Annotated in this window: 18 protein-coding genes; 3 read left to right on the top strand and 15 right to left on the bottom strand. The window is 26.6% G+C overall.

Features of this window, described 5'->3' with window-relative positions:
- Positions 1-20: 20 nt before the first annotated feature.
- From MCOLE_RS01445 to MCOLE_RS01390, 12 genes are all read right to left on the bottom strand, one after another.
- Positions 21-2,486, bottom strand: a complete 2,466-nt coding sequence (locus MCOLE_RS01445; protein WP_100670814.1) for an MOLPALP family lipoprotein — start codon at positions 2,484-2,486, stop codon at positions 21-23.
- 137 nt (positions 2,487-2,623) lie between these two features.
- The gene (locus MCOLE_RS01440) at positions 2,624-4,042 is read right to left on the bottom strand and encodes an NADP-dependent glyceraldehyde-3-phosphate dehydrogenase (RefSeq protein WP_100670812.1); all 1,419 of its coding nucleotides are present in this window, start codon (positions 4,040-4,042) and stop codon (positions 2,624-2,626) included.
- 81 nt (positions 4,043-4,123) lie between these two features.
- Positions 4,124-4,879: a TrmH family RNA methyltransferase gene (locus MCOLE_RS01435; protein WP_100670810.1), complete on the bottom strand. Its 756-nt coding sequence runs from the start codon at positions 4,877-4,879 to the stop codon at positions 4,124-4,126.
- A gap of 1 nt (position 4,880) precedes the next feature.
- Positions 4,881-5,384 (bottom strand): dUTP diphosphatase, encoded by a 504-nt coding sequence (locus tag MCOLE_RS01430; RefSeq protein ID WP_100670808.1) that lies wholly within the window; start codon positions 5,382-5,384, stop codon positions 4,881-4,883.
- A gap of 108 nt (positions 5,385-5,492) precedes the next feature.
- Entirely contained in the window at positions 5,493-6,458 is a 966-nt protein-coding gene (locus MCOLE_RS01425; protein ID WP_100670807.1) for a hypothetical protein, read from the bottom strand.
- Positions 6,458-7,162, bottom strand: a complete 705-nt coding sequence (locus tag MCOLE_RS01420) for an ABC transporter ATP-binding protein (protein ID WP_244161458.1) — start codon at positions 7,160-7,162, stop codon at positions 6,458-6,460. The genes MCOLE_RS01425 and MCOLE_RS01420 overlap by 1 nt, the downstream gene beginning before the upstream one ends.
- A 113-nt stretch (positions 7,163-7,275) precedes the next feature.
- The gene (locus MCOLE_RS01415) at positions 7,276-8,556 is read right to left on the bottom strand and encodes a glucose-6-phosphate isomerase (protein WP_100670803.1); all 1,281 of its coding nucleotides are present in this window, start codon (positions 8,554-8,556) and stop codon (positions 7,276-7,278) included.
- Between the two features lie 92 nt (positions 8,557-8,648).
- Positions 8,649-9,635 (bottom strand): aldo/keto reductase, encoded by a 987-nt coding sequence (locus MCOLE_RS01410; RefSeq protein WP_100670801.1) that lies wholly within the window; start codon positions 9,633-9,635, stop codon positions 8,649-8,651.
- 72 nt (positions 9,636-9,707) lie between these two features.
- Complete coding sequence (locus MCOLE_RS01405; RefSeq protein WP_100670799.1) at positions 9,708-10,064, bottom strand: MerR family transcriptional regulator; 357 nt, start codon at positions 10,062-10,064, stop codon at positions 9,708-9,710.
- 93 nt (positions 10,065-10,157) lie between these two features.
- A complete protein-coding gene (locus MCOLE_RS01400) occupies positions 10,158-10,805 on the bottom strand; it encodes a 5-formyltetrahydrofolate cyclo-ligase (protein WP_100670797.1) in 648 nt (215 codons plus the stop codon).
- A gap of 57 nt (positions 10,806-10,862) precedes the next feature.
- The gene (locus tag MCOLE_RS01395; RefSeq protein WP_100670795.1) at positions 10,863-11,291 is read right to left on the bottom strand and encodes an iron-sulfur cluster assembly scaffold protein; all 429 of its coding nucleotides are present in this window, start codon (positions 11,289-11,291) and stop codon (positions 10,863-10,865) included.
- A 9-nt stretch (positions 11,292-11,300) separates the two neighbouring features.
- Complete coding sequence (locus MCOLE_RS01390; protein ID WP_100670793.1) at positions 11,301-12,527, bottom strand: aminotransferase class V-fold PLP-dependent enzyme; 1,227 nt, start codon at positions 12,525-12,527, stop codon at positions 11,301-11,303.
- Between the two features lie 151 nt (positions 12,528-12,678).
- Between MCOLE_RS01390 and MCOLE_RS01385 the strand changes: the two genes are divergently transcribed.
- From MCOLE_RS01385 to MCOLE_RS01375, 3 genes are read left to right on the top strand one after another with little or no spacing between them, the layout of a single operon-like run.
- On the top strand, positions 12,679-15,549 hold the full coding sequence (locus MCOLE_RS01385) for a lipoprotein (RefSeq protein ID WP_100670792.1): 2,871 nt from the start codon (positions 12,679-12,681) through the stop codon (positions 15,547-15,549).
- A complete protein-coding gene (locus tag MCOLE_RS01380) occupies positions 15,549-17,618 on the top strand; it encodes a lipoprotein (RefSeq protein WP_100670791.1) in 2,070 nt (689 codons plus the stop codon). The genes MCOLE_RS01385 and MCOLE_RS01380 overlap by 1 nt, the downstream gene beginning before the upstream one ends.
- Positions 17,618-18,025: an HIT family protein gene (locus tag MCOLE_RS01375; RefSeq protein ID WP_100670790.1), complete on the top strand. Its 408-nt coding sequence runs from the start codon at positions 17,618-17,620 to the stop codon at positions 18,023-18,025. The genes MCOLE_RS01380 and MCOLE_RS01375 overlap by 1 nt, the downstream gene beginning before the upstream one ends.
- A gap of 86 nt (positions 18,026-18,111) precedes the next feature.
- Here the strand turns inward: MCOLE_RS01375 and MCOLE_RS01370 are convergent, their stop codons facing one another.
- Genes MCOLE_RS01370 through trmFO form a run of 3 tightly spaced genes read right to left on the bottom strand, consistent with a single transcriptional unit; the run spans position 18,112 to position 21,090 of the window.
- Complete coding sequence (locus tag MCOLE_RS01370; RefSeq protein ID WP_100670788.1) at positions 18,112-19,092, bottom strand: 3'-5' exoribonuclease YhaM family protein; 981 nt, start codon at positions 19,090-19,092, stop codon at positions 18,112-18,114.
- A 26-nt stretch (positions 19,093-19,118) separates the two neighbouring features.
- On the bottom strand, positions 19,119-19,769 hold the full coding sequence (locus MCOLE_RS01365; RefSeq protein WP_100670786.1) for a uracil-DNA glycosylase: 651 nt from the start codon (positions 19,767-19,769) through the stop codon (positions 19,119-19,121).
- On the bottom strand, positions 19,762-21,090 hold the full coding sequence (gene trmFO, locus MCOLE_RS01360; protein ID WP_100670784.1) for a methylenetetrahydrofolate--tRNA-(uracil(54)-C(5))-methyltransferase (FADH(2)-oxidizing) TrmFO: 1,329 nt from the start codon (positions 21,088-21,090) through the stop codon (positions 19,762-19,764). The genes MCOLE_RS01365 and trmFO overlap by 8 nt, the downstream gene beginning before the upstream one ends.
- Between the last annotated feature and the right edge of the window lie 26 nt (positions 21,091-21,116).

Here is a 21,116-nt window from a genome sequence, read left to right as displayed (position 1 = left end):
TGTTTCCTTTCCTTTTGTACTTATTTTTTTCTAGTTATATTTGAAATGTAGAAATATTTATTTCCTATTGATTCATTCAATGGAACTTTATCTCTTTTTAAAGTTACTTGATAAGTCTCTTTAATTTTGTATTTTTTATTTTGATAAATTAAGTTATATTTTATTTCCGCATCATTATGGATTTTGTCAAAATTTGAATAACTTATAATCTGATTTTTTCAATTTTCTTGATCAAAGAAATGACCAAAATTATCATTGTAGTATTCTCTTTCTGATGTTTTTGACATTCATGATATCCCTTCAAGCATAACAGAAATCATTTTAATTGTATTTTCTCTTTTTTCAGGCATTTCAACACGGTTTCCATCAACAATTACGCCATGTCCATACGCTTGAGCTATCGAGTCAAATATTGAACCCTCCATAAATTTATTTGGATTCGCAGGATTTAAACCTAAAACATTTACTATTGACTTTGAATCATTAACTACTGTCTTATCAAAAGTAACTGACTCATTTTTTAATGCTGCCGAAACAACTTTTAAAGTTGCAAATAAGTTATTTGGTTTTGTGTAATCCACATTGTTAATTGAAATAGAACCATAAGAACTATTGAAAAACGAAAGAATAATATTTCTAATAGCACCTAAATCAAGGAAATATTCTTTTCCTTCTATTGGGTCTATAAATTGTTTAGAGATAGTATCCACAATAGTGGCTATTGAAGAATTTTTTAAACCATATAAAAATTGCATATTACTGTCATAATTAATATTTAACATTTGAGTAAAAATTATATCCATCTTAGTATTAAAAATTGAACTTAAGTCTTTAAAGTTTTTAATTACAACATCACTAAACATAGGCTCTTTTGAACCATCTTTAGTTGTAAAATAATTAATTATTTGGAAAATACTTTTCAACAATCCACCTTCATATAAAGCTTTAAATGGATTTTGCGATCCTGTTAAACTTGATATTTTTAGCAATGGATCTGAATCAATGACAACTTTATTATCATTTTTAGCATTTACTGATTCTGCAAGTAAATATAATATGTCACCTATCAACAGTATTGATTTTCCATCTTCTGTTAATGGTTTAAAAATAGCTTCATTCAACAAAGATTGAATTATTGTGTAAATATCCTTATTTTCGCTTGCTAAGATTTCTTGTAAAACACCAAGTAATCTAATTATTTCTTTAACAATTTCTTTTGGTAAAGAATTATTTGCTTTAAGGATATCAGTTAAAAATTTTATAACTTCTGTTATGTTTAAACCAAACATTTTAGATTGATTAGATTTTAAAACATAAGTTTTAGGAGTACTTGAAGGATTATTTGATAAAGCTTGAAATATTGGTTCAACAATTATATTAGACTTTGGTTTAAAATGATCAGTTGCTGATGGAATACCAAAGAGAACAATAACAAGGTTTTTTGCTTTTCTTATGTCTCTTCCTGGATTTAAAAAATTATTTAAAATTTTGAAAGTTTTATTAAGGTTTATTTGATCATAATTTTTAACATCATTGGCATCTATTTTTTCACTTAAAACAACGCTTAAATCATCTGGTGTAATATTTTTATCTATAATATTGGCAAATTCTTGAATGTACCACATTAATGTAAATATGTAATGAAGCGCTGATGATATTTTGTTAAGTGTTCCAGCTTTTTCATTTGTTGAATTTTCACCAGTACCTTTTTTAAAAATGTCTGCTCAAAACTTTGATGATATTTCAGTTATTGCTTCATATTTTGTTTTTCCAACGTATGCATTTAGAGGATTAGAAAAACTTTCTTTCAAACTTACAGGAAGTGTTTCAAATTTTAATGATAACTCATCTAAGGCTTTTGCTAAACTTAGTTTTGTGTCATCGGGCAATTGGTTTAAAATAGTAGCAATATTATCATTTAAAAAACCAGCTTCTGAAACACTAAAATCACTTCCTAAAACAACACCAATTATTGATGAAACTAGACTCGCAGTTGAAGTTATAGAACTAGAACCTGTCTTTTTACCTTTATGTGTATCATTATTTGTTATACTTGATGAATTTATGTTGTTGACTCAGTTACTCCCATAGTTTTTAAATAAATAACGATCCATCTTTGTATTATCATCATTAGGTTTATTTGAAGGTGAAAGTAATAAATCTTCTTTAGGTAAAAATTGACTAGCTTTCATGCCACTAAAGTTATTTAATGTGTATGAATAACTAATGTTTGCGTTAGTTGTTGAATATTCAATTCCATTTATTTTTTTACTGTTGTTATTATAATCATTAATGGTTAAATTAGAGTTTGGTGTATTACTTGAAGTTAATATTTGTGCTTCAGCAGAAACATTTGCAACATTAATTATCTTTTGAATACTTTTTACAAATTCACTTTTAGCTTTCATCGTATATGTACAACTAACGGTTGCAGTTGATGAAGCTAACATACTAACAGCAGTCAAGCTTAAAAGCATTTTTTTCATATTAACTCCCTTTCCTTTGATTAATATAAACTAAAAATATTTATATTATTATACCATTTTTAGATATTTAGATAAAAAAAGAGGTCAATTTAAATACTAAAAATAAAAAATAAGGGTTTTAAGACCCTTATAGTTTATTATTTTTTAATTATTATTCCTCTATATCTTGTTGTTGATAAAATGGTTTCTTTTATTCCTTGAACACCAAACCCTGAATCTTTTACACCTAAGAATGGTAAAACATCAGGTCCTCTTTGAGTTCTTCTATTAATATTTACAGTTCCAACCTCTAATTGTTCAGCGATTTTATAAGCTAAGTCTACATCTTTTGAATAAATTGAAGTTTGTAAACCAAAATTTGATTTATTGGCTATACTAATCATGTTTTCAATTTCATTTATTCTTATAATTGGAAGCACAGGGCCAAATGGTTCTTCTCAAGCTACATTCATCTCAACTGTAACATTATCCAATAATGTAGGTTGCAATAAGTTTTTATCTCTAGATCCACCATAAACCAAAGTTGCTCCTTTTTTAATAGCATCATTAATTAAATCAGTTACAAAATCAGCACTTTTTTTATCTATCATAGGTGTAATGATAGGATTTTCGCTTGGTAATCCAACAGTTAATTTAGCAACTTCTGCTTTAATTAACGGTGTTAGTTTTTCTGCTATATCATCTGTAGTAATAACCCTTTTAATTGCTGTACATCTTTGTCCAGAATAACTAAATGCCCCTGCAACTATATCTTTAGCAATGTTTTCTAAGTTATGATCATCTAACAAGATGGCTGCATCTTTTCCACCTAGCTCTAAAACTAAATCTTTTGAGCTTGAAATTTCCATCAATCTTTTACCCACAGGCACACTTCCTGTAAATGAAATAAAATCAATTAAAGGATTTGTCACAATAACATCTCCAATGTCTCTTCCACGCCCAGTTACAACATTCAATACACCAGCTGGTAGTCCAGCTTCAATTGCCAATTGACCAATTTTGATACCAACAACACTTCCTTGAGTTGCTGGTTTAAATACAAAGGTATTTCCAGTTAATAATCCAGGTGCTAATTTAGAAACAGCTAAATTAATTGGATAGTTAAATGGTGAAATACCAACACCAACACCTTTTGCTATTCTTTTGTATTCAGCGGTTATATCTTCAGTAATACCTTTAGAATTTTTATCAAAAGTTAAAACTTGTAAATCGTTATATTCTGAAATTGTTAAATCTATATATTCAGCTGTTCTGCGAACTTCAGTTAAACAATCTTTATATGCTTTTGCAATTTCGTGCATCATTGTTGTTGCTAAATCCTCTTCGTTTTTTAACATTAGATCTCTTCATCTAATTAAAAACTCTGTTCTTTTTTCAACACCAATTGCTTCTCAGTTTTTTTGAGCAGCCTTAGCAGCCTTAAATGCTGAGTCTATTTCTTGAGCAGATAGTGCGCTAACTTGTGCATAAACTTCATCAGTTGTTGGGTCCATAATATCTAATCAAGAGTTAGATTCTATTTCTTGATTGTTAATTATTGCTTTGAATTTTTCCATAATAAATTCTCCTTTATTTGATTGTAATTTAATTTTAAAACATTCAACCTACTATAAGGCAATACAAAAAATTAAATTTATTTATTTTTTAATGTTATACATAATAATTGATCCTGCAATTGCTGCATTTAAGGATTCAACTTCATTGCTCATTTCTATGTTTAAATTGATATCTATTAAAGGTTTAAGTTCATCGCTTATACCTTTTGCTTCATTGCCTATTATTAACGCATACTTTTGATTCTTGCTAAATTCTATTTGTTTCAAAAATTTTGTTTCATCATTTAAAACAGTTCCTATAATTTGGTAATTACTTTGTTTTAATTCACTAATAACTTTAATTAAATTATCATTTATTAAATTTATTGAAAATAAGTTTCCTTGAGTTGATCTCAAAACTTTAGGATTATAAAAATTAACTGAATTATTTGAAGCAATCACAGTTTGAAAATCAAAAGAAGCAGCACTTCTAATTAAAGTTCCCATATTACCTGGATCTTGCAATTGATCAAGTAATAAAATATTTTTTTCAAAACTTATTTCTTGTTTTTCCAATGTGCAAGTTGCAAATATTCCTTGACTTGTTTTGGTTGAAGAAATTTTATTTGAAACATTTTCTGAAATTAAAATACATTCAAAATTATTAATATCATAAATTTTGCTTAACATTTTTTCTTCCAAAAATATAGTTTTAATAATATTTCTTTTAATGGCTTCATTAACCATGTGCAATCCTTCGATTACAAAAAGATTTTCAACTATTTGAAATTTCTTATCGTCTCTTAATTTAATTAAGTCTTTAATTTTATTATTTGATGCTGATGTTATTTTTTCCATTTTAATAATTTTCCACTTGTCTTTGTTGGTTTTTTTCATGTTTAGCTTTATAAGTTTTAATTAAATCTTCTTCTGAATAATTTTGAACTTTTGCAATTTGTAAAAACGAGTTAAAAATTTTAGCAAAAGAGTCATTACTTGGGCTATTAACTAGAGCAGTTAAATTTTTTATTAATTCAAAGTAACAATCAATATTATTGTCATATCCCAAATCTTTAAAATTAAAGTTCTCAAAATTATAGTTAATTTGATTTCCTAAACTTATGATGAAATGTAATCCATCAATATATTCTTCTAATTGAACTTCTTTAGCACCTGGTGCTCCTTGCTTTCAATATTTAAAACTTTTTTCTTCATTGGCATATTCACCTAATTCTACTCAAAAAGCAATAAGTTTTTTTCTAAAAATTTCATGATCTAAAGTTAAATTATGTTTTTCTATTATTTTATTATCTAAAAAATCCTGTTGTTCACTTAATCATTTAAGTGTTTCTTTTTTAATCATATATGTTCTCCTTATTAATTTAAATATTATATATTAATGATTTTATCTTATAAAATATTTAATTATTGGAATAAAGTAATTAAAATAAAAAAATCAGCAACGCTGATTTTAGATATTGAAATCTTTTTTATTTACAATTTTTAAATTTAAAGTTTCAATTAAACAAATTAAAGTTATATTAATAAATAAAGAGATTACTAATCATCATGTTTTTGCAATATTTAATGTAGCTACTTCATATATTTCACTTGAGTTAAGTGATTCGTCTGATATATATTTATCAATATTAAAAGTTAAAAATTGAGCATATAAAGTTTGTGGAGCAATATATTTGAAATTTTCTAACCATTTATAAGGTTTTGTATAAACAATCACTATTGTTCCTTCAATATCTTCTTGATGCGTTTTAGATATATGAGAAAAACTAATTATTATTGAAGTAAGAAACATTCAAACTAAAATGGCTACACAAAGAATTATAGCTAAAGTAACTTTGTCTGATAAAGTAGTCAAAATTAAACTGAAAACTGCACTTATAAGAATAACAAATACAAAGAAATAAATTAATTGCCCAAATACATTAATGAAATATTTATCTGCATCATATGATAAAGAAGCAAATATAATTATTGAAAAAAACATAGGTAAATAAATTAAAAATAAAGTTAAAATAACAAATAAAAATTTAAATAGCATAATATTCTTTTTAGATATTGGAGACGTTAGTCAAATACTTATTTGAGTTGTCTTAACTTCTTTATTGAAAGTTATAAAAATAAAAATTAAAGATAATATACTGAATATTGATACACAACCCGCACTTAATAATATAGAACTAATTGGATACTGAAGACCCATTCCACCACTTAAAGATGTTCCTGATCCTCAAGGACCTGAGCTTGTTACAGTAAGACTTCATGGAGCAATATATTTTCTGCCTTGATCTCCAAGAAGAAAAATTCATAAAACAAGAACTGATCCTGCAAGAGCAATTAAAAATAAAAATAAAATTAGTTTTCAATTAGATTTTAAATGAGTTTTTATTATTTGAAACCCTGAAACTTTTTTAACCATTATAAAATACTCTCCTTAATAAAAACACTTTTAAATTTTTCTCTAATTATTTCGATATTTTTTTCTTTAATAACAAACTCTTCTATTAATTCACCAGACTTAATCATTCCTACATTATCAGCAAGTGCTACAACTTCTTCAAAAATATGAGAACAAATTATAACTGTTAAGTTGTTTTCTCTTTTTAATTTTAAAATCAATTCATTAAATCTCTGTTGCATTATTGGATCTAATCCTGAAGTTGGCTCATCCAATACTAAAAAAGCTGGTTTATTCATAGTTGCTGATATTATAGCTATTTTTTGTTTCATTCCTTTTGACATTTTTTTTATTTTTCTTGATGTGTCAAGTTCAAAATATTCAATTAGTTTTTCAACAAAAGATCAATCAACATTAGCCTTTAAATTAGACATTAATTTTAAAAACTGCATTCCTGTATAGTCTTCATAAATACTAACTTCACCAGCTATATAACCTGTTCATTCCATTATTTCTTGTCTTTTTTCTCATGAATGCATAGAATTAATTGTTATATTGCCATCATCGGGTTTTACAAAACCTAATATCTGCCTAATTAAAGTAGTTTTACCAGCACCATTAGGACCTATTATTCCATAAATTTCGCCTTTTTTAATTTGTATATTTATATTAAAGTTTCCTACTTTTTCTCCATATTTTTTGCTTACATTATTTATACTTATCATTAGTTTCCCCTTCTTTCATATAGGTCTTATTCTACTCACAAAAAAAAAAAAAAAGAACTTTTATGGAAAAAGTTCTACTTTTTTAAAATAATCATGGATTTTTTTGGTTTTTACTATTTAACTCCTGGTTTTCCTAGTAATTTAAACATATTGTATTTGTAAACTTCAACTCCTGGTTGATCAAATGGATTAACTTCTAATAAGTATCCACTCATTGCAACAGCTATTTCAAAGAAGTAAACTAAGTATCCGAATTGTACATCATTCATTTTGTCGAATTCTAACACAATGTTTGGCATTTTTCCAGTATTAACATGAGCATCAATAACTCCTTCAATAGCAGTTGAGTTAATTTCATGGAATGATTTACCTGCTAAGTAGTTTAAACCATCATAGTTATCAGTATCAGTTTCAACTAACATATTAGCCACTGGCTCTTTTACTTTAATAACTGTTTCAAATAATACGTTTCTTGCACCTTCTTGAACTCATTGCCCTAGTGAGTGTAAATCTGTTGAGAAAATCATTGATGTTGGGTATAAACCTTTATTATCTTTTCCTTCTGATTCTCCAAATAATTGTTTTCATCATTCTGCAGTATATTGCATTTGTAATTCATAAGCAACTAAAGCTTCAGCTTTATACCCTTTGCTGTATAAAGCATTACGAGCAGCAGCATATTTATAAGCTTCATTTGTTAAATCACCTTGAACTAATTCATCCATTGCTCTAATAGCTCCTGCAAAAATATTATCAGTATTAACTCCCGCAACTAATAATGGGAAAATTCCAACAGGTGTTAAAACTGAGAAACGCCCCCCAATATCATCTGGGATTACAAATGTTGGGTAACCTTTATTATCAGCTAGAGTTTTTAAAGCTCCTTTTGATGAATCAGTTACAGCAACAATTAATTCTTTTGAAGCTTCAACTCCAACTTGTTCAATTAATTGTTTTTCTAATGCTCTAAAAGCAATTCCTGGTTCTGTAGTTGTTCCAGATTTAGAAATAACACAAATTCCAAATTTTTTACCTTTTAAGTAATCTGATAACTGGGCAACATAAGTTGAACTCATTGTATGTCCTGCATAAATCACTTGAATTTTATCAGAATGATTAATTCCTCTAATCATTTCATCAGCAGCTCTAATACCTAAGTATGAACCACCAATTCCAACAGTTACTAATACATCAATTTTACTTCTTAATGAAGAAGCAACTTTTTTCATTTCTTCATATTCTTTTTTATCAAATGTTTTTGGTCATTCAATTCATCCTAAAAAATCATTACCTTTTCCAGTTTTATTAATTATCATCTCATGAACTTTTTTAACTTTTGCTTCATTTAAATCAGCTATAGAAAGTCCTGAGTGTTGTAAATCAACTTTGATCATATATTTTCTCCTTAAATTTTTACTTTACAAGAATTATTATACTCTTATGAAATAAAAAAATAGCAATTGCTATTCTTTAATAAATATTTTAATTATTTATCTATTCTACTTTCATTTAAATCATTGTATCTATTTCCAATTAGTTCGATTTGATCTAAGATTTCTTTAATATTTTGTAATTCTTTTTTTGTGAAAGTAATTTGTGATCCAGAATTATTTTCTTTAACTCTTTCAATTTTTTTAGTTCCAGGAATTGGTACTATTCACGGTTTTTGAGCTAACAATCAACCAATTGCGACTGCTGCAGGAGTTGTGGTTTTTGCTTTTGCAAGTTCTTTAATATATTCAACTAATTTAAAATTATTTTCCAAATATTCAGGTGTATTAAATCTTGGAATTGTGTTTCTAAAGTCTCCCTCTGGAAAAACATGACCAGGTTTAATAGTTCCTGTTAAAAAACCTTTTCCCAATGGAGAAAATGGAACGAATCCTATACCTAGTTCTTCTAATGTCGGCATTACTTTAGTTTCCGCTTCTCTTCAAAACATTGAATATTCACTTTGTAAAGCAGTAACTGGGCAAATTGCATGAGCTTTTCTGATAGTATTTGCAGATGCTTCGCTTAAACCTCAATGTTTTATTTTACCTTGCTCAATTAATTCTTTCATTACTTGGGCTACTTCTTCAATTGGAGTATTTGGATCTACTCTATGTTGATAATATAAATCTATATAGTTTGTTTGTAGTCTTTTTAATGAGCCTTCAATAGCTCTTAAAATATTTTCTCTGCTACTATCAACCCCAGTTACATTTTTTTCATCAAAAGAAAAACCAAATTTAGTAGCAATTATAACTTTTTCTCTAATATCTTTAAATGCTTCTCCGAGTAATTCTTCATTATTAAAAGGTCCATATACTTCTGCTGTGTCAAAAAAAGTAACACCTTCTTCATATGCATTTCTTAAAAACTTAATAGCTTCTTCTTTTGTCGGAAAAGGTGGTTGACTATAACTTAAGCCCATGCAACCTAATCCGATTTCTGAAACTATCAAATCTTTACCTAATGTTCTAGTTTTCATAAATTATCTCCTTTGAGTTTTGAACTCAAATCAATCATATTTCATTAAACCTACTTTAATGCAAGCAAAAAATTAATTATTTTCGTAAAATTTCTTTTTATATTTAATATAGTCTAATTGTTCTTGCAAATCTTTCATCTTTTCAAGTACTAATTTTTCTTGTTCAATCATCATTTCTAACCTTTTTGGATAAGTGTTTTTACCTTGTAAGGCTAAATCAATATATTCACTTATTTTATTTAAAGGCATTCCAGATTTTTTTAAACAAGATACAATTCTAACTCACTCTAATTTTTCTCTTTCTATATATCTGTAATTATTTTCATCTCTTTCAAAAAAAGGAAATAAACCTTTCTTATCGTAAAACCTTAATACATACTCTGGAATTGATAATTCTTTTGATATATCTTTTATGTATAACTTTTCCATAATGACCTCTTTTGTTCTATATTTATTATTTTAAAAGATTAAACCTACTTTAATGCAAGAAAAATAAAAAAATAGGTAAAAACCTATTTCAAATTAACCTACAATAGTTTCATCGTTGAAAACTGAATAAGTAACATCATAATCAAATTCTTGTTCTTCTTCAACAAAAGGAACATAAATTTCTTTTTCTGTGATTACATTATCTAATTTAACATCAAACTCATCAGCATCAATGCTTTCATTTGATAATTGAGTTGAAGCTGATAAACCAATTTTATATCCAATGTAATCATTTTCATTTAATCAACGATCATAAAACCCTTTACCCATACCAACTCTATTTAATTGTTTATCAAAAGCTACCAAAGGAATAAACATAGTATTAATGTAGTTACCATTTTCTAATGTTGGACATGTTGATTTTGGTTGTAAAATGTTTAAAACCTTATTTTGTTCTAAATCAGTTTCTAAATTTGTAATTTTCTTAAATTCCATTTTGTTATCTTCAATAATTAATGGAACATAAACTTCTATTTCTTTTTTTAAACTTGTTTCAATAATGTTTAAAGTATTAGGTTCATTCTCAGTTGAAAGATAAATGGCATATTTTTCTAAGTTATATCTATCTATATAATGATTAACTTTTCTTTCGATAATTTTATTAACTTCTTCTTTGTATGATTTTGATAAGAAAGATCTTGTTTTAAGAAATTTTTCTCTTATTTGATTCTTGTTGCTCATTGTTTCTCCTTTAAAATTATAATTTATTATTACATAATATAATTATACATAAACAAACTATTCAATAATCTCATTTATGGCTTCAATTGCTAAATTAGCACATAATATGCGATTTTTTTGCTTATTAATGTTTTTAAAAACTACTAAATCTTCTAAAAGATCAATTTCAGATAGATCACCAGTATTTAAAAAATTTTGATATTGATATATTATTTTTTTTGTATCTTCTAAAGATTTATTTTTTATTAAATTAAAGAAAATATCAGCACTAGATGTTGCAACCGCACATGCAGTTCCTTCAAAATTTATTTCTTTAAAAATATTATTCTCAACTAATATTTCAATTTTCATTTCATCAGCACAAGTTTGAGATTTAGCATCTTTAATAATTGCATTTGCAATATTTTTTAATCCCGAATTCTCAGGCTCAGTAAAATGTTTCATTAAAATTTTTCTTAATAAAATATCATCATTTATATCTATCATTTTTCTCCTTTAAAATAGCACATCTAAGAAGCTATTTGTATTTTTTAAAGCTTCTATAAATTGATCAATTTCAGCTTTATTATTATTGATTCCGAAACTAGCTCTAATGGCTATTTTTGTTCCAATAACACCTTCAATTCTTCTAGCACAATTAGCTCCACCACGAACTAAAATATTATATTTTTCATCTAAAAAATTAGTTATGTCTTGTGGATTAACACCTTTAACATTAAATAGTATTATGGGTGATTTAGTATCTAAATTATAAAAAGTTATGTGATCATTTAAGTTATTTTCTTTAACTTTAATTTTAAAGTAATCTTTTAATGTTAATTCATGTTCCTCAATTTGATCTAAACCTATTGAGTTAATAAATTTAATTGATTCAATAACCCCTGCTATAGCACTTATATTTGGTGTTCCACCTTCTAATTTTTCTGGCAATGAAGATAAGGAATAATCAATTAAATTTTCTTCAATTTTTAAACTCATTCCACCACCATAAAACAATGGTTCTAATTGATTAAGTAATTCATATTTTCCATATAAACAACCAACACCAAATGGTCCATACATTTTGTGAAAAGATCAAGACATAAAATCAATATTTGAATCTGTAACATCATTTTTTGTGTGACCAATTGATTGTGCTGCATCAACATGAACAATTATATTGTTATTAAACTCTTTAATTACTTTAGTAATTAGTTTAACATCATTTTTAGCCCCAACAGTATTATAAACACTAGCAAATGAAACTATTTTTGTTTTATCTGATAACTGTAGTTTTAATGCTTCTTGATCAATTGTAAAGTCTTCATTTAACTTAATTTTTTTAATTTTTGCACCTATAGAATTTGCTAAAGCAATTCATGGCAATAAATTAGCTGAATGTTCTAATTCTGTAACTAAAATTTCATCATCTTTTTTTATTATTTTTTTAAGTCCGTTTGCTAATAGATTTATTGAATGTGTTGTTCCACTTGTAAATATTATTTCATTTGCTTTTTTAGCGTTAATAAATTCTTGAGTTAATTGTCTAGCATTTTTGATTATTTCAAATGCTTCAAAGCCTTTTTTATAGTCAACAGCATGAGGATTTGATCCATTTTCATTCAAAAATTTCATTTCAGCCTCAATAACTTTTTTAAGTTTAAGACTAGTTGCTGAGCTATCAAAGTAAATTAAATTACTTTGCTTATCATAAAATGGAAAATATTTTTTAAAGTTTTTCATTTACAACCTACATTTCTATCTTTGATATTATACTATTTTATGAGTGAAATTTTAGGAAATTCATAGGTTTTGGGTTATAATATTATCAATGCTTATATTTATATAAAAAATAAGTGTTAAGAGAAACGAAATTTCACAGGAGGAAAACAAAATGAAAAAACTACTATCACTAATTGGTGCTTTTACTTTAACAGCTAGTGCAACAAGTGTTTTAATTTCATGTTCAAATGATAAGGATGACGATAAATATGGAAATATATTTATTAATGATGATGGTGATTTTAAAATCACTACTGAAGATTTATTAAATTGATACAATGAAACTTATGGACGTTTAGGTAAAGATCCTCAAAAATTTTTAGTACAATTCTATAATATTTTTGCAGTTGCCATTTATGAAGAAGCAAATAAGGATAATAATATTTTTGAAAATATAAATTCTACAAATAATCCTTATATGAATGAAAGTGGAACAGAATTTGCTAAAAGTTTAAAAACACAATATGGTAAAGAGTCAAAAGCTACAAATACAATATATGGTCGTGCAAATACTGAAATGGAAAGAGCAAGACAAGAATACCTTGATAACAAAAAACAAGGTACAAAAGCTTGAATTAAGTATTTAAAAGGGGAATTTCCTTGAGTTACTGGTGATCAAACAGCATTAGAAAATGCTTGAATTTCAAATTATATTCTAACTGATTCAACTAACTCTGCTTATGCTAATCTTTCAAAGGCATTAGGTTTCGGAGCAACTGAATCAACTTGAGCAAAAGGGTATTCAACAATTGAAGTAAATAGAACAACTATTTCAAACTTATTATCAGTATTTTTAACTCAAAATGGAAATGTTTTAATCAACAGTAATACTTTAAATGAAAAAATTACTACTCAAGCAACAACTGAAGCTCAACAAGTTTCTATTATTAATTTAATTAATGCTTTAGGTGGAAAGAATGCATTTAAATCAACTAATAATTTAGAAGCAACAAATCCAGTAAGCACCGATACAACTTTTAAAATTGAATTTATTGAGAATACAAATGATAAATTTTTTACTGACTTAACTTGAGGAACTTTTTTATCAGGCATTAGTGCTATTTTTGCTAACACAACAGTTTCAACAGATAGAACTATTTCTCAAATCAGTAGTAGTAATGATAATATTTTTAAATATAGCGATGTTTCAAGTATAAGACTTGAAAAAAATAGCATATATAATGGTTTTTATAACTATAATGGTAGACCTTCTAGAGAACTTAACAAAACACAAATCGTTTCTGTGGCACCTATTTTAAATTCTCCTAAAGACAACCAAAAAAATAATATACTTTCAAACTCACAAAAATTCTTAGTTGACAACTATTTTGAAAGCAAAAAACCTGTTGCAACTTCTGAAATTGTCTTAGATTTTTCAAAAATTAACAGCGAAGCTACACCAGATATAAATAAAGAAATAAGTCCTGCTCAATTTGTTAACAATGGAAACACTCAAACTCAATTAATTAATTACTTTGAAGGTTTTTACAAATTTTATGAGGCCTATATTTCTTCATCATCTGCAAATGCTGAAACAAGTGCTTCAACTGGACTAACAGATTTTGAAACATTTTATAGAGGTTCAAATAAAGATAATTTATGAAAATTAGGTCAAAGCCAGACTGATACAGGAATCATTAATTTCTTAACAGCTAAAAATAATGAAAAATTATTAACTTTAGACTATGACACATCAACAGGAACATATTCAAACATAGCTAAATACTCTGTTTATGATTTCTTATTATCAAATCCAAAAGAAGATAAAATTTCTGAAAAAAATGAATGAAATGCTGATACAACTAATTTGGTAGGTGAATGAGAAAGCTTTAACGGTAAAATGGCCGCTGCTAAGGGCACTGATGCAGAAAAAGGTATGAACTTATTATTTAACCTTGTAAATGATTTAGGTAGACATGCTGAAACTGAAGGAAAAAACTCAAAAGATGCTGAAACAGAAGCAATTAAACCTTATAAAGTATTAAATGCTGAAGATGGAATTATTGCATTTATTGATACTGATGGATTGCATTTTATGAAAATTGATGGTTACAACTTATTAAAAAGTACTACATCTAAAGTCTCAACAGAACAAAGTAAATCTATTGATAAAGATAAACAACAATCAATGGCTTATGATCTTCTATCAAAAACAAATAAAGAATACATTCCATACTTATTAAATCCAAAAATAAGTGCAGTAAGTTCAAATAATTTAGGTAATAGCACAAAAAATACAAATAATAATAGTGATGAAACAACAAATCCTCCTGTTACACCTGAACCAGAAACTGGTACTAATAATGATATTGCTAGACAAAATATTATTAATAATATGGGTACCGAATTTGGTAATGATTACAGTAAGATAATTAATTATTCAATTTCAAATGACTATGAAAGATTTTTAGTTAACAATACTGTTGCTAAAGGATTTTTATCAAGCGATGATGATAAAACAAATTTATTTTATAATTTTGACATTTTAGCAGATGCAAAAGCAGCTACTTCAACAACAGAAAATTTTGGATTGCTAAGTCAATGAATGTGAACCTACTTAGATGAAATATTAGGTACAAAAGGTGACTACGTTAGCTTATTTGGGAAATTCTTTGAAATTGAAGGAGAAGATGTAGACATACAAGCAGTTTATGAATTAATTAGGGTTATTGAATTTAATCAAGAAGCTCTTAGTGCAGCTCCTTTAAGAAGTTTTAGAAATGAAAATGATAATTGAAATCAAAGCGTAGAAGATAACTATGAAAAACAATACAAAGATTTAAAAACACCTACTGCAAGATCATTTATTCCTAAAAATGGTTTAAAAGTAAAAAATTCTTCAATTACACAAAGTGAACACTGAAAAACTGATTTATCAAACCCAATAAAAAACCAAAGATTAACATATATTATTTCAGACAAATGATTTAATGATGAGGTTATTATCAATGTTTTAAATAAGCATGAAGGAGGAATTAAATAATGAAAAAATTATTAGCTATATTAGCAGCAGTTGGACTGACTGCTACAACTTCTTCAGTTGTAATTTCATGTACAACAACAGTTGATAGATTTGGTAAATTAAATTTTAGTGATAAAGAAATATACAAAACTTTCATTTTAAAGATGAAAGACAGTGGTTTTATAAGTGTTTCACAAGCAGAAAAGTTTTTAAAAATTTCTGATACTGAAATCATTGCTGATGTATTAAAAATATTAGATAAAAAAATTGCAGAAGAAGAATATAAAGCAACTAACAAAAATATTACTTCTACTTTAAAACTAAAAGAAAAAGAGTCAACTGAGAATATTACTTCTAATTTATTAAATGATTTAGCAACTAACAAATTTTTTAGTGAGTACACTGCTAAAATCATTAGCAATAGTGAGGGATTAGTAGATGATGCACAATATTCAAATAATCACTCATTAAATCCTTTTAATTTATTTAAAGATGATGAAAAGATTAGATATTCTATATACTATAAGAACGAGAACGCTAGTGATAATAGTTTAACTAGATGACAGATTCCAGGGGAATTTGGCGAACAAGAATGAAATACACCTAGTATAGATACTTTAAATAAAACTAATAATTTCTATATTATTGGATCAACTAATAAGGTAAAAATAAATGATTTACCAAAAACAAAAAAAGTTTTAAATAAAGATACTCATATTGATCAGGTAAATGAACCATTTTTAGTTGCTAAATCTGAAAGTGAAAATGGTTTTAGCGGAAATGAAATTATGAAATATCGTTTTCAAAGTTATATAAATGCAAAAATAATTCCAGACCTATATACTCAATTAATTAGCTTGGCATATTTAGACAGTAATTTATATTCAACTAATTTAACAACTACAAACTATACAAGATCTTTTGCTAGATTAAATACATCAAACAAATTAGTTTCTTCTGTTCAAAATTCATTAACTTCTGAAACTAAAAGTTCAAATGTTAAATTAATTTGATCTTTCAAAGCAAAAGTTTCAACTGATGCAACTTCATGAGTTAAAACTTATAAAGAAACATTAGGTGATCCAAATAGCAGTGGAAATATTATTTTGGACGCTGATAGCATAAACACTTTAAAAGAAAACTTTAGTTCAAATCATGAATCATCAGTTGAAAATCCTAAACTAGAAAATGTTAACAAATTAGGGGCCGATCCTTTTTTAGGACTAGCTGGATATAATGGTATTGCAAAAAATAATGAAACTGGTATTGAAGCAATAAGCGGTTCATTGAGCATTTCAACTGATGCTCAAACAGCAGCCAAATCAATAGACAGACCAACAATACTAACTGGGCCAAAAGATCAAGGTTTTGCAGTAGGTGAAAACGGTGAAAGTGAAATTGTTTTAGTTTTACCTATATATTTGAATGATATTTATGATAACTCAAATGTAACTTTAAATCCTATTAATGGACAAATAACACTTTCTATCCCAAGTAATACTTGAGTGCCTCTTGGTGATAAATATAATCCTCTTGTAGATGATATGAAATCATTCTCAAATGAAAAAAATGTTGATATTATTAAAGATAAAAGTGGAAACCTTTACGTTAAAGCAACAGGTGACACTGGTTCATTTACTTTAGGTAATGCAAGTACAATAAAAGTTAATGTTGAAAATAACGCTGATACAATGTTAGGTATTCATGAAACAATAAATAAAGAAGATTCAGCTTTTACAAGCGGATTTGATACAGAACAACAAGCTAAGGTACAAGATACAGATAAAATTTTATATTCAGTTTTATGAGCAAGAAACGGTGATCCAAAAAGTATTTATCAATTAAGTGAAGCTTGAAGTAATTCAGTTCAATCTAGTTCTGATATTAAAAAATTAAATGCAACTAACAAACAATTATTAATTTCAGAAATTGAAAATGGGTTAGTTGCAGGAGACACAGATTACACAACAGAAGCTAAAGAAGAACTTTATACTAAATACATTATGGACGGTGATAACGTTCTATTCCAAGGTTTATACGATGAAATTGCAAAATATATTAAAGATGAAGATGGGAATAAATCAGACTAATGAATGATTGTTTATTTTGTAAAATAATAAAGCAAGAAATTCCTTCGTATAAAATTTTTGAGAATGATTATATTTACGCATTTTTAGATATTAATCCTGTAAGTGATGGGCATACATTAGTTATTCCAAAAGTGCATGCTGAAAATTTATCAACAACGCCTGATTTATATTTATCTGAAGTAAACAAAGCCAAAAAAATTGTTGCTCAAATACTTCAAGAAAAAATAGAAGGTATCAAAGGTTTTAACTATATTTCTAATCAAGAAGCTATTGCTAAACAAGTGGTATTCCACTATCACGAGCATATTTTACCTAAATTTAAAGAAGATGAAGGTTTCTTACATGATAAGAACGTGAATCTTAAATATGCAAGTTTAGAAGATGTTTTTAATGAAATAACTAAATAAAAGATGACGTTTAAAGTCATCTTTTTTTAGTTTTAATAAGTCAAATTAACATTAAAAAAATGCAACCTAAGTTGCATTACATTACATTACTTTTTATGTTTATAAAACATTTTACCATCAACGCTAATAATTCTTGGCGTTCATGTCTTATGCTCAACTTTATTTAATTCATCATTTATTTTAAATACTTTAGCATCTAGATCATCAAACATTGACAACATGATTGCTTCAATAATAACTGGTTCAGTTGGTGAACCATATTCTTTTTTACCATGACTAGCAATAATCATATGTTGCAGCAAAGTTAATGATTCATTAATATTACCTTGCTCATCTTTATATATTTTTAATTCTTCAGCTATTTTATTTAGTTCAGTATTACCAATACTAATATGTCCAATTACTTTTCCTTGTAAACTATAATCTGTTCCCGTTGGATCAATAATTTCAATTACTTTACCTATATCATGTAAAATTGCTCCACAGATTAATAATTCTCAATCAATTGAAGCATACGCATAACTTGGTTTTAAAGCTAAAGCATTTTTAACTAAAGTGAAACTATGTCAAAATAATCCACCTTTAACATTATGATGAATTGACATTGCAGCTGGATAAGTTAAAAACTCTTTTTCATATTTCTTAATTAAACCAATTGTTAAATCACGATAAGTTTGATTTGTTAAACCTTCAAGAATGGTCATTAACTCTGCATAGTTTTTTTCAATGTTAATTGGTGCTTCGATAAAAAAGTCTTTTCCCTCTAATCCAAAGTGATTTAAATCATCTTCGCTAAGAATACTATATTCACTTACTTTAAGCTGCAATACGCCCCTAAATTCGTTCACAGCAGCATTCTTGAATAAAACAAAAGCATTTGGTTGCAATAATTGTTTATCTTCATCAGTTACAGTTCATTTTCTAGCTTCTACTCTACCAGTTTTATCTGATAAATTTAAAATTAAATACGATGAGCCATTAGTTGCTGTTGAAACAATAACTTTTTCTAATCTAACAACTAAGTCAGTTGAAGACACTGTGTTATTTAATTCATTTATTTTTTTCATATGTAACTCCTTATTATTATTTTACCTTATTTAGACCAATCTATTGGTTCTAAATCATTATTAAGCAAAATTGCATTTATTTTTGAAAAAGGCTTTGTTTCTTTAAAACCTTTTAGATAACTAAATGGTGATGGATGAGCTGAGCTGATTACATTTGACGTTTTGAACTCTAATTTTTCATAAACACCTTTCGCATAGTTACCTCATAGACAATAAACTAAATTTGGATTATTTTTATTTAAGTTACTTAAAATATCACTAACTATTTCTTGTCAACCTAGTTTAGCATGACTTCCAGGATTATTCTCAATTACTGTTCAACAAGTATTTATCAATAAAACACCTTGTTTAACTCAACCACTTAAATCATTATTGTCATAATGTTTAATATTTAAATCGCTGTCTAACTCTTTAAAAATATTAATTAAACTTTTAGGTGTTTTAATTTCATTATTAGCACTAAAAGCAATTCCATTTGCTTGTTTAGGGTTATGATATGGATCTTGACCAATAATAACAACTTTAACTTCTTTTGGGGATATTAGATCAAATAACCTTAAACAATCTTCTCTTAATGGATAAATAGTTTTTTTAGTTTCATAAGCTTTATTTAATAATTCTTCAATTCTTTTTGAAAGATTTTTGTTTGTTAGCAAACTATTTCATTTACTATTCATTGTTATCACCTATTTTTACAAAACTACTTATTATTTTAATAAATGCTCTTATTTCTTTTTCTGATTCATCAAATGAATAAAATTCTGATTTAACAGTTTTGTTTTGTTGATCTAAAATCCCTAAGTTACATTTCATTGGTTTTAATTTTTGGTGCTTAGGATTTGTTATATAAAAATTTAGAGCTCCTAACATTGATCTTCTTGATGGTTGTTCTATTTTCTTATGATTTAAATATGCTAATACATTGATAGCAGTTAAGATTCCACTACTTGCTGATTCAATGTATCCTTCAACACCAGTTATTTGCCCTGCAAAAAATACATTCTTATTTCTTTTTACTTGCAGTCCTCTATTAAGTAGTTTTGGTGAATTAATGTAATAATTTTTATGCATAACTCCATATCTAACAATGTTCAAATTTTCAAGACCAGGTAATGTTTGTAATATTCTTTTTTGTTCTGGTCATTTAATGTTTGTTTGAAAACCAACAAAATTATAAAGTGAATCAATTGCATCATCTTGTCGTAGCTGTATAACCGCAAATGGAGTTTCACCGTTTTGATCAGCTAAATTATTTGGTGATAAAGGACCATTTAATAAAACTTTTTTACTAGTCTTAGCTATTTGCTCAATTGGTTGACATCCTTTAAAATAGATTTCTTTTTCAAAAGATTTTAATTTAACTGTCTCAGCATTTTTTAACTCATCTACAAATGCGTTAAATTGCTCTTCATTAAGCGGAATGCAAATATATTGGCCATCTTTGCCTTCATTATGTCTGCTTGCTCAATATACCTTATTAAAATCAATACTATCTTTTGTGATGATAGGAGCAGAAGCATCTAAGAAGAATAATTTTTCATTTCCTGTCATTAATTCAATATTTTTACCTAATTTTTCTGTTGTTAAGGGCCCTGAAGCTATAATGGTTACTTTTGTGTAGTCAATTTCAAAAACTTCTTGTTCAATTAAGGTTATATTTTCATGATTTTTAATTTTCTCAGTAATATATTTACTAAAACCAAATCGATCAACACTTAAAGCGTCATCACCGGGAATTTCATTTTCTAATGCTGCCTGTAAAACTAATGAGTTTAACAATCTCATTTCATTTTTTAAAATTCCAGCTGCATTTTTTTTAGATTTACTTCTTAAAGTATTTGAGCAAACAAGTTCTGCAAGGTCATTAGTTTTTTGAATATCATTTTTTATTAAAGATTTGACTTCAAATAAATTGACTTTCACTCCATTATTAGCTAATAGATAAGCAGCTTCACAACCTGCCAATCCTGCTCCTATAATATTTACTTCTTTTTGCATCATATACCTCTTACTTCTATATAAAA

It is taken from the genome of Mesoplasma coleopterae (assembly GCF_002804245.1).
Classification (GTDB): domain Bacteria; phylum Bacillota_I; class Bacilli_A; order Mycoplasmatales; family Mycoplasmataceae; genus Mesoplasma; species Mesoplasma coleopterae.
The sequence above is the reverse complement of the archived record's forward strand: the minus strand, read 5'-3'. Positions and strand labels throughout refer to the sequence as shown.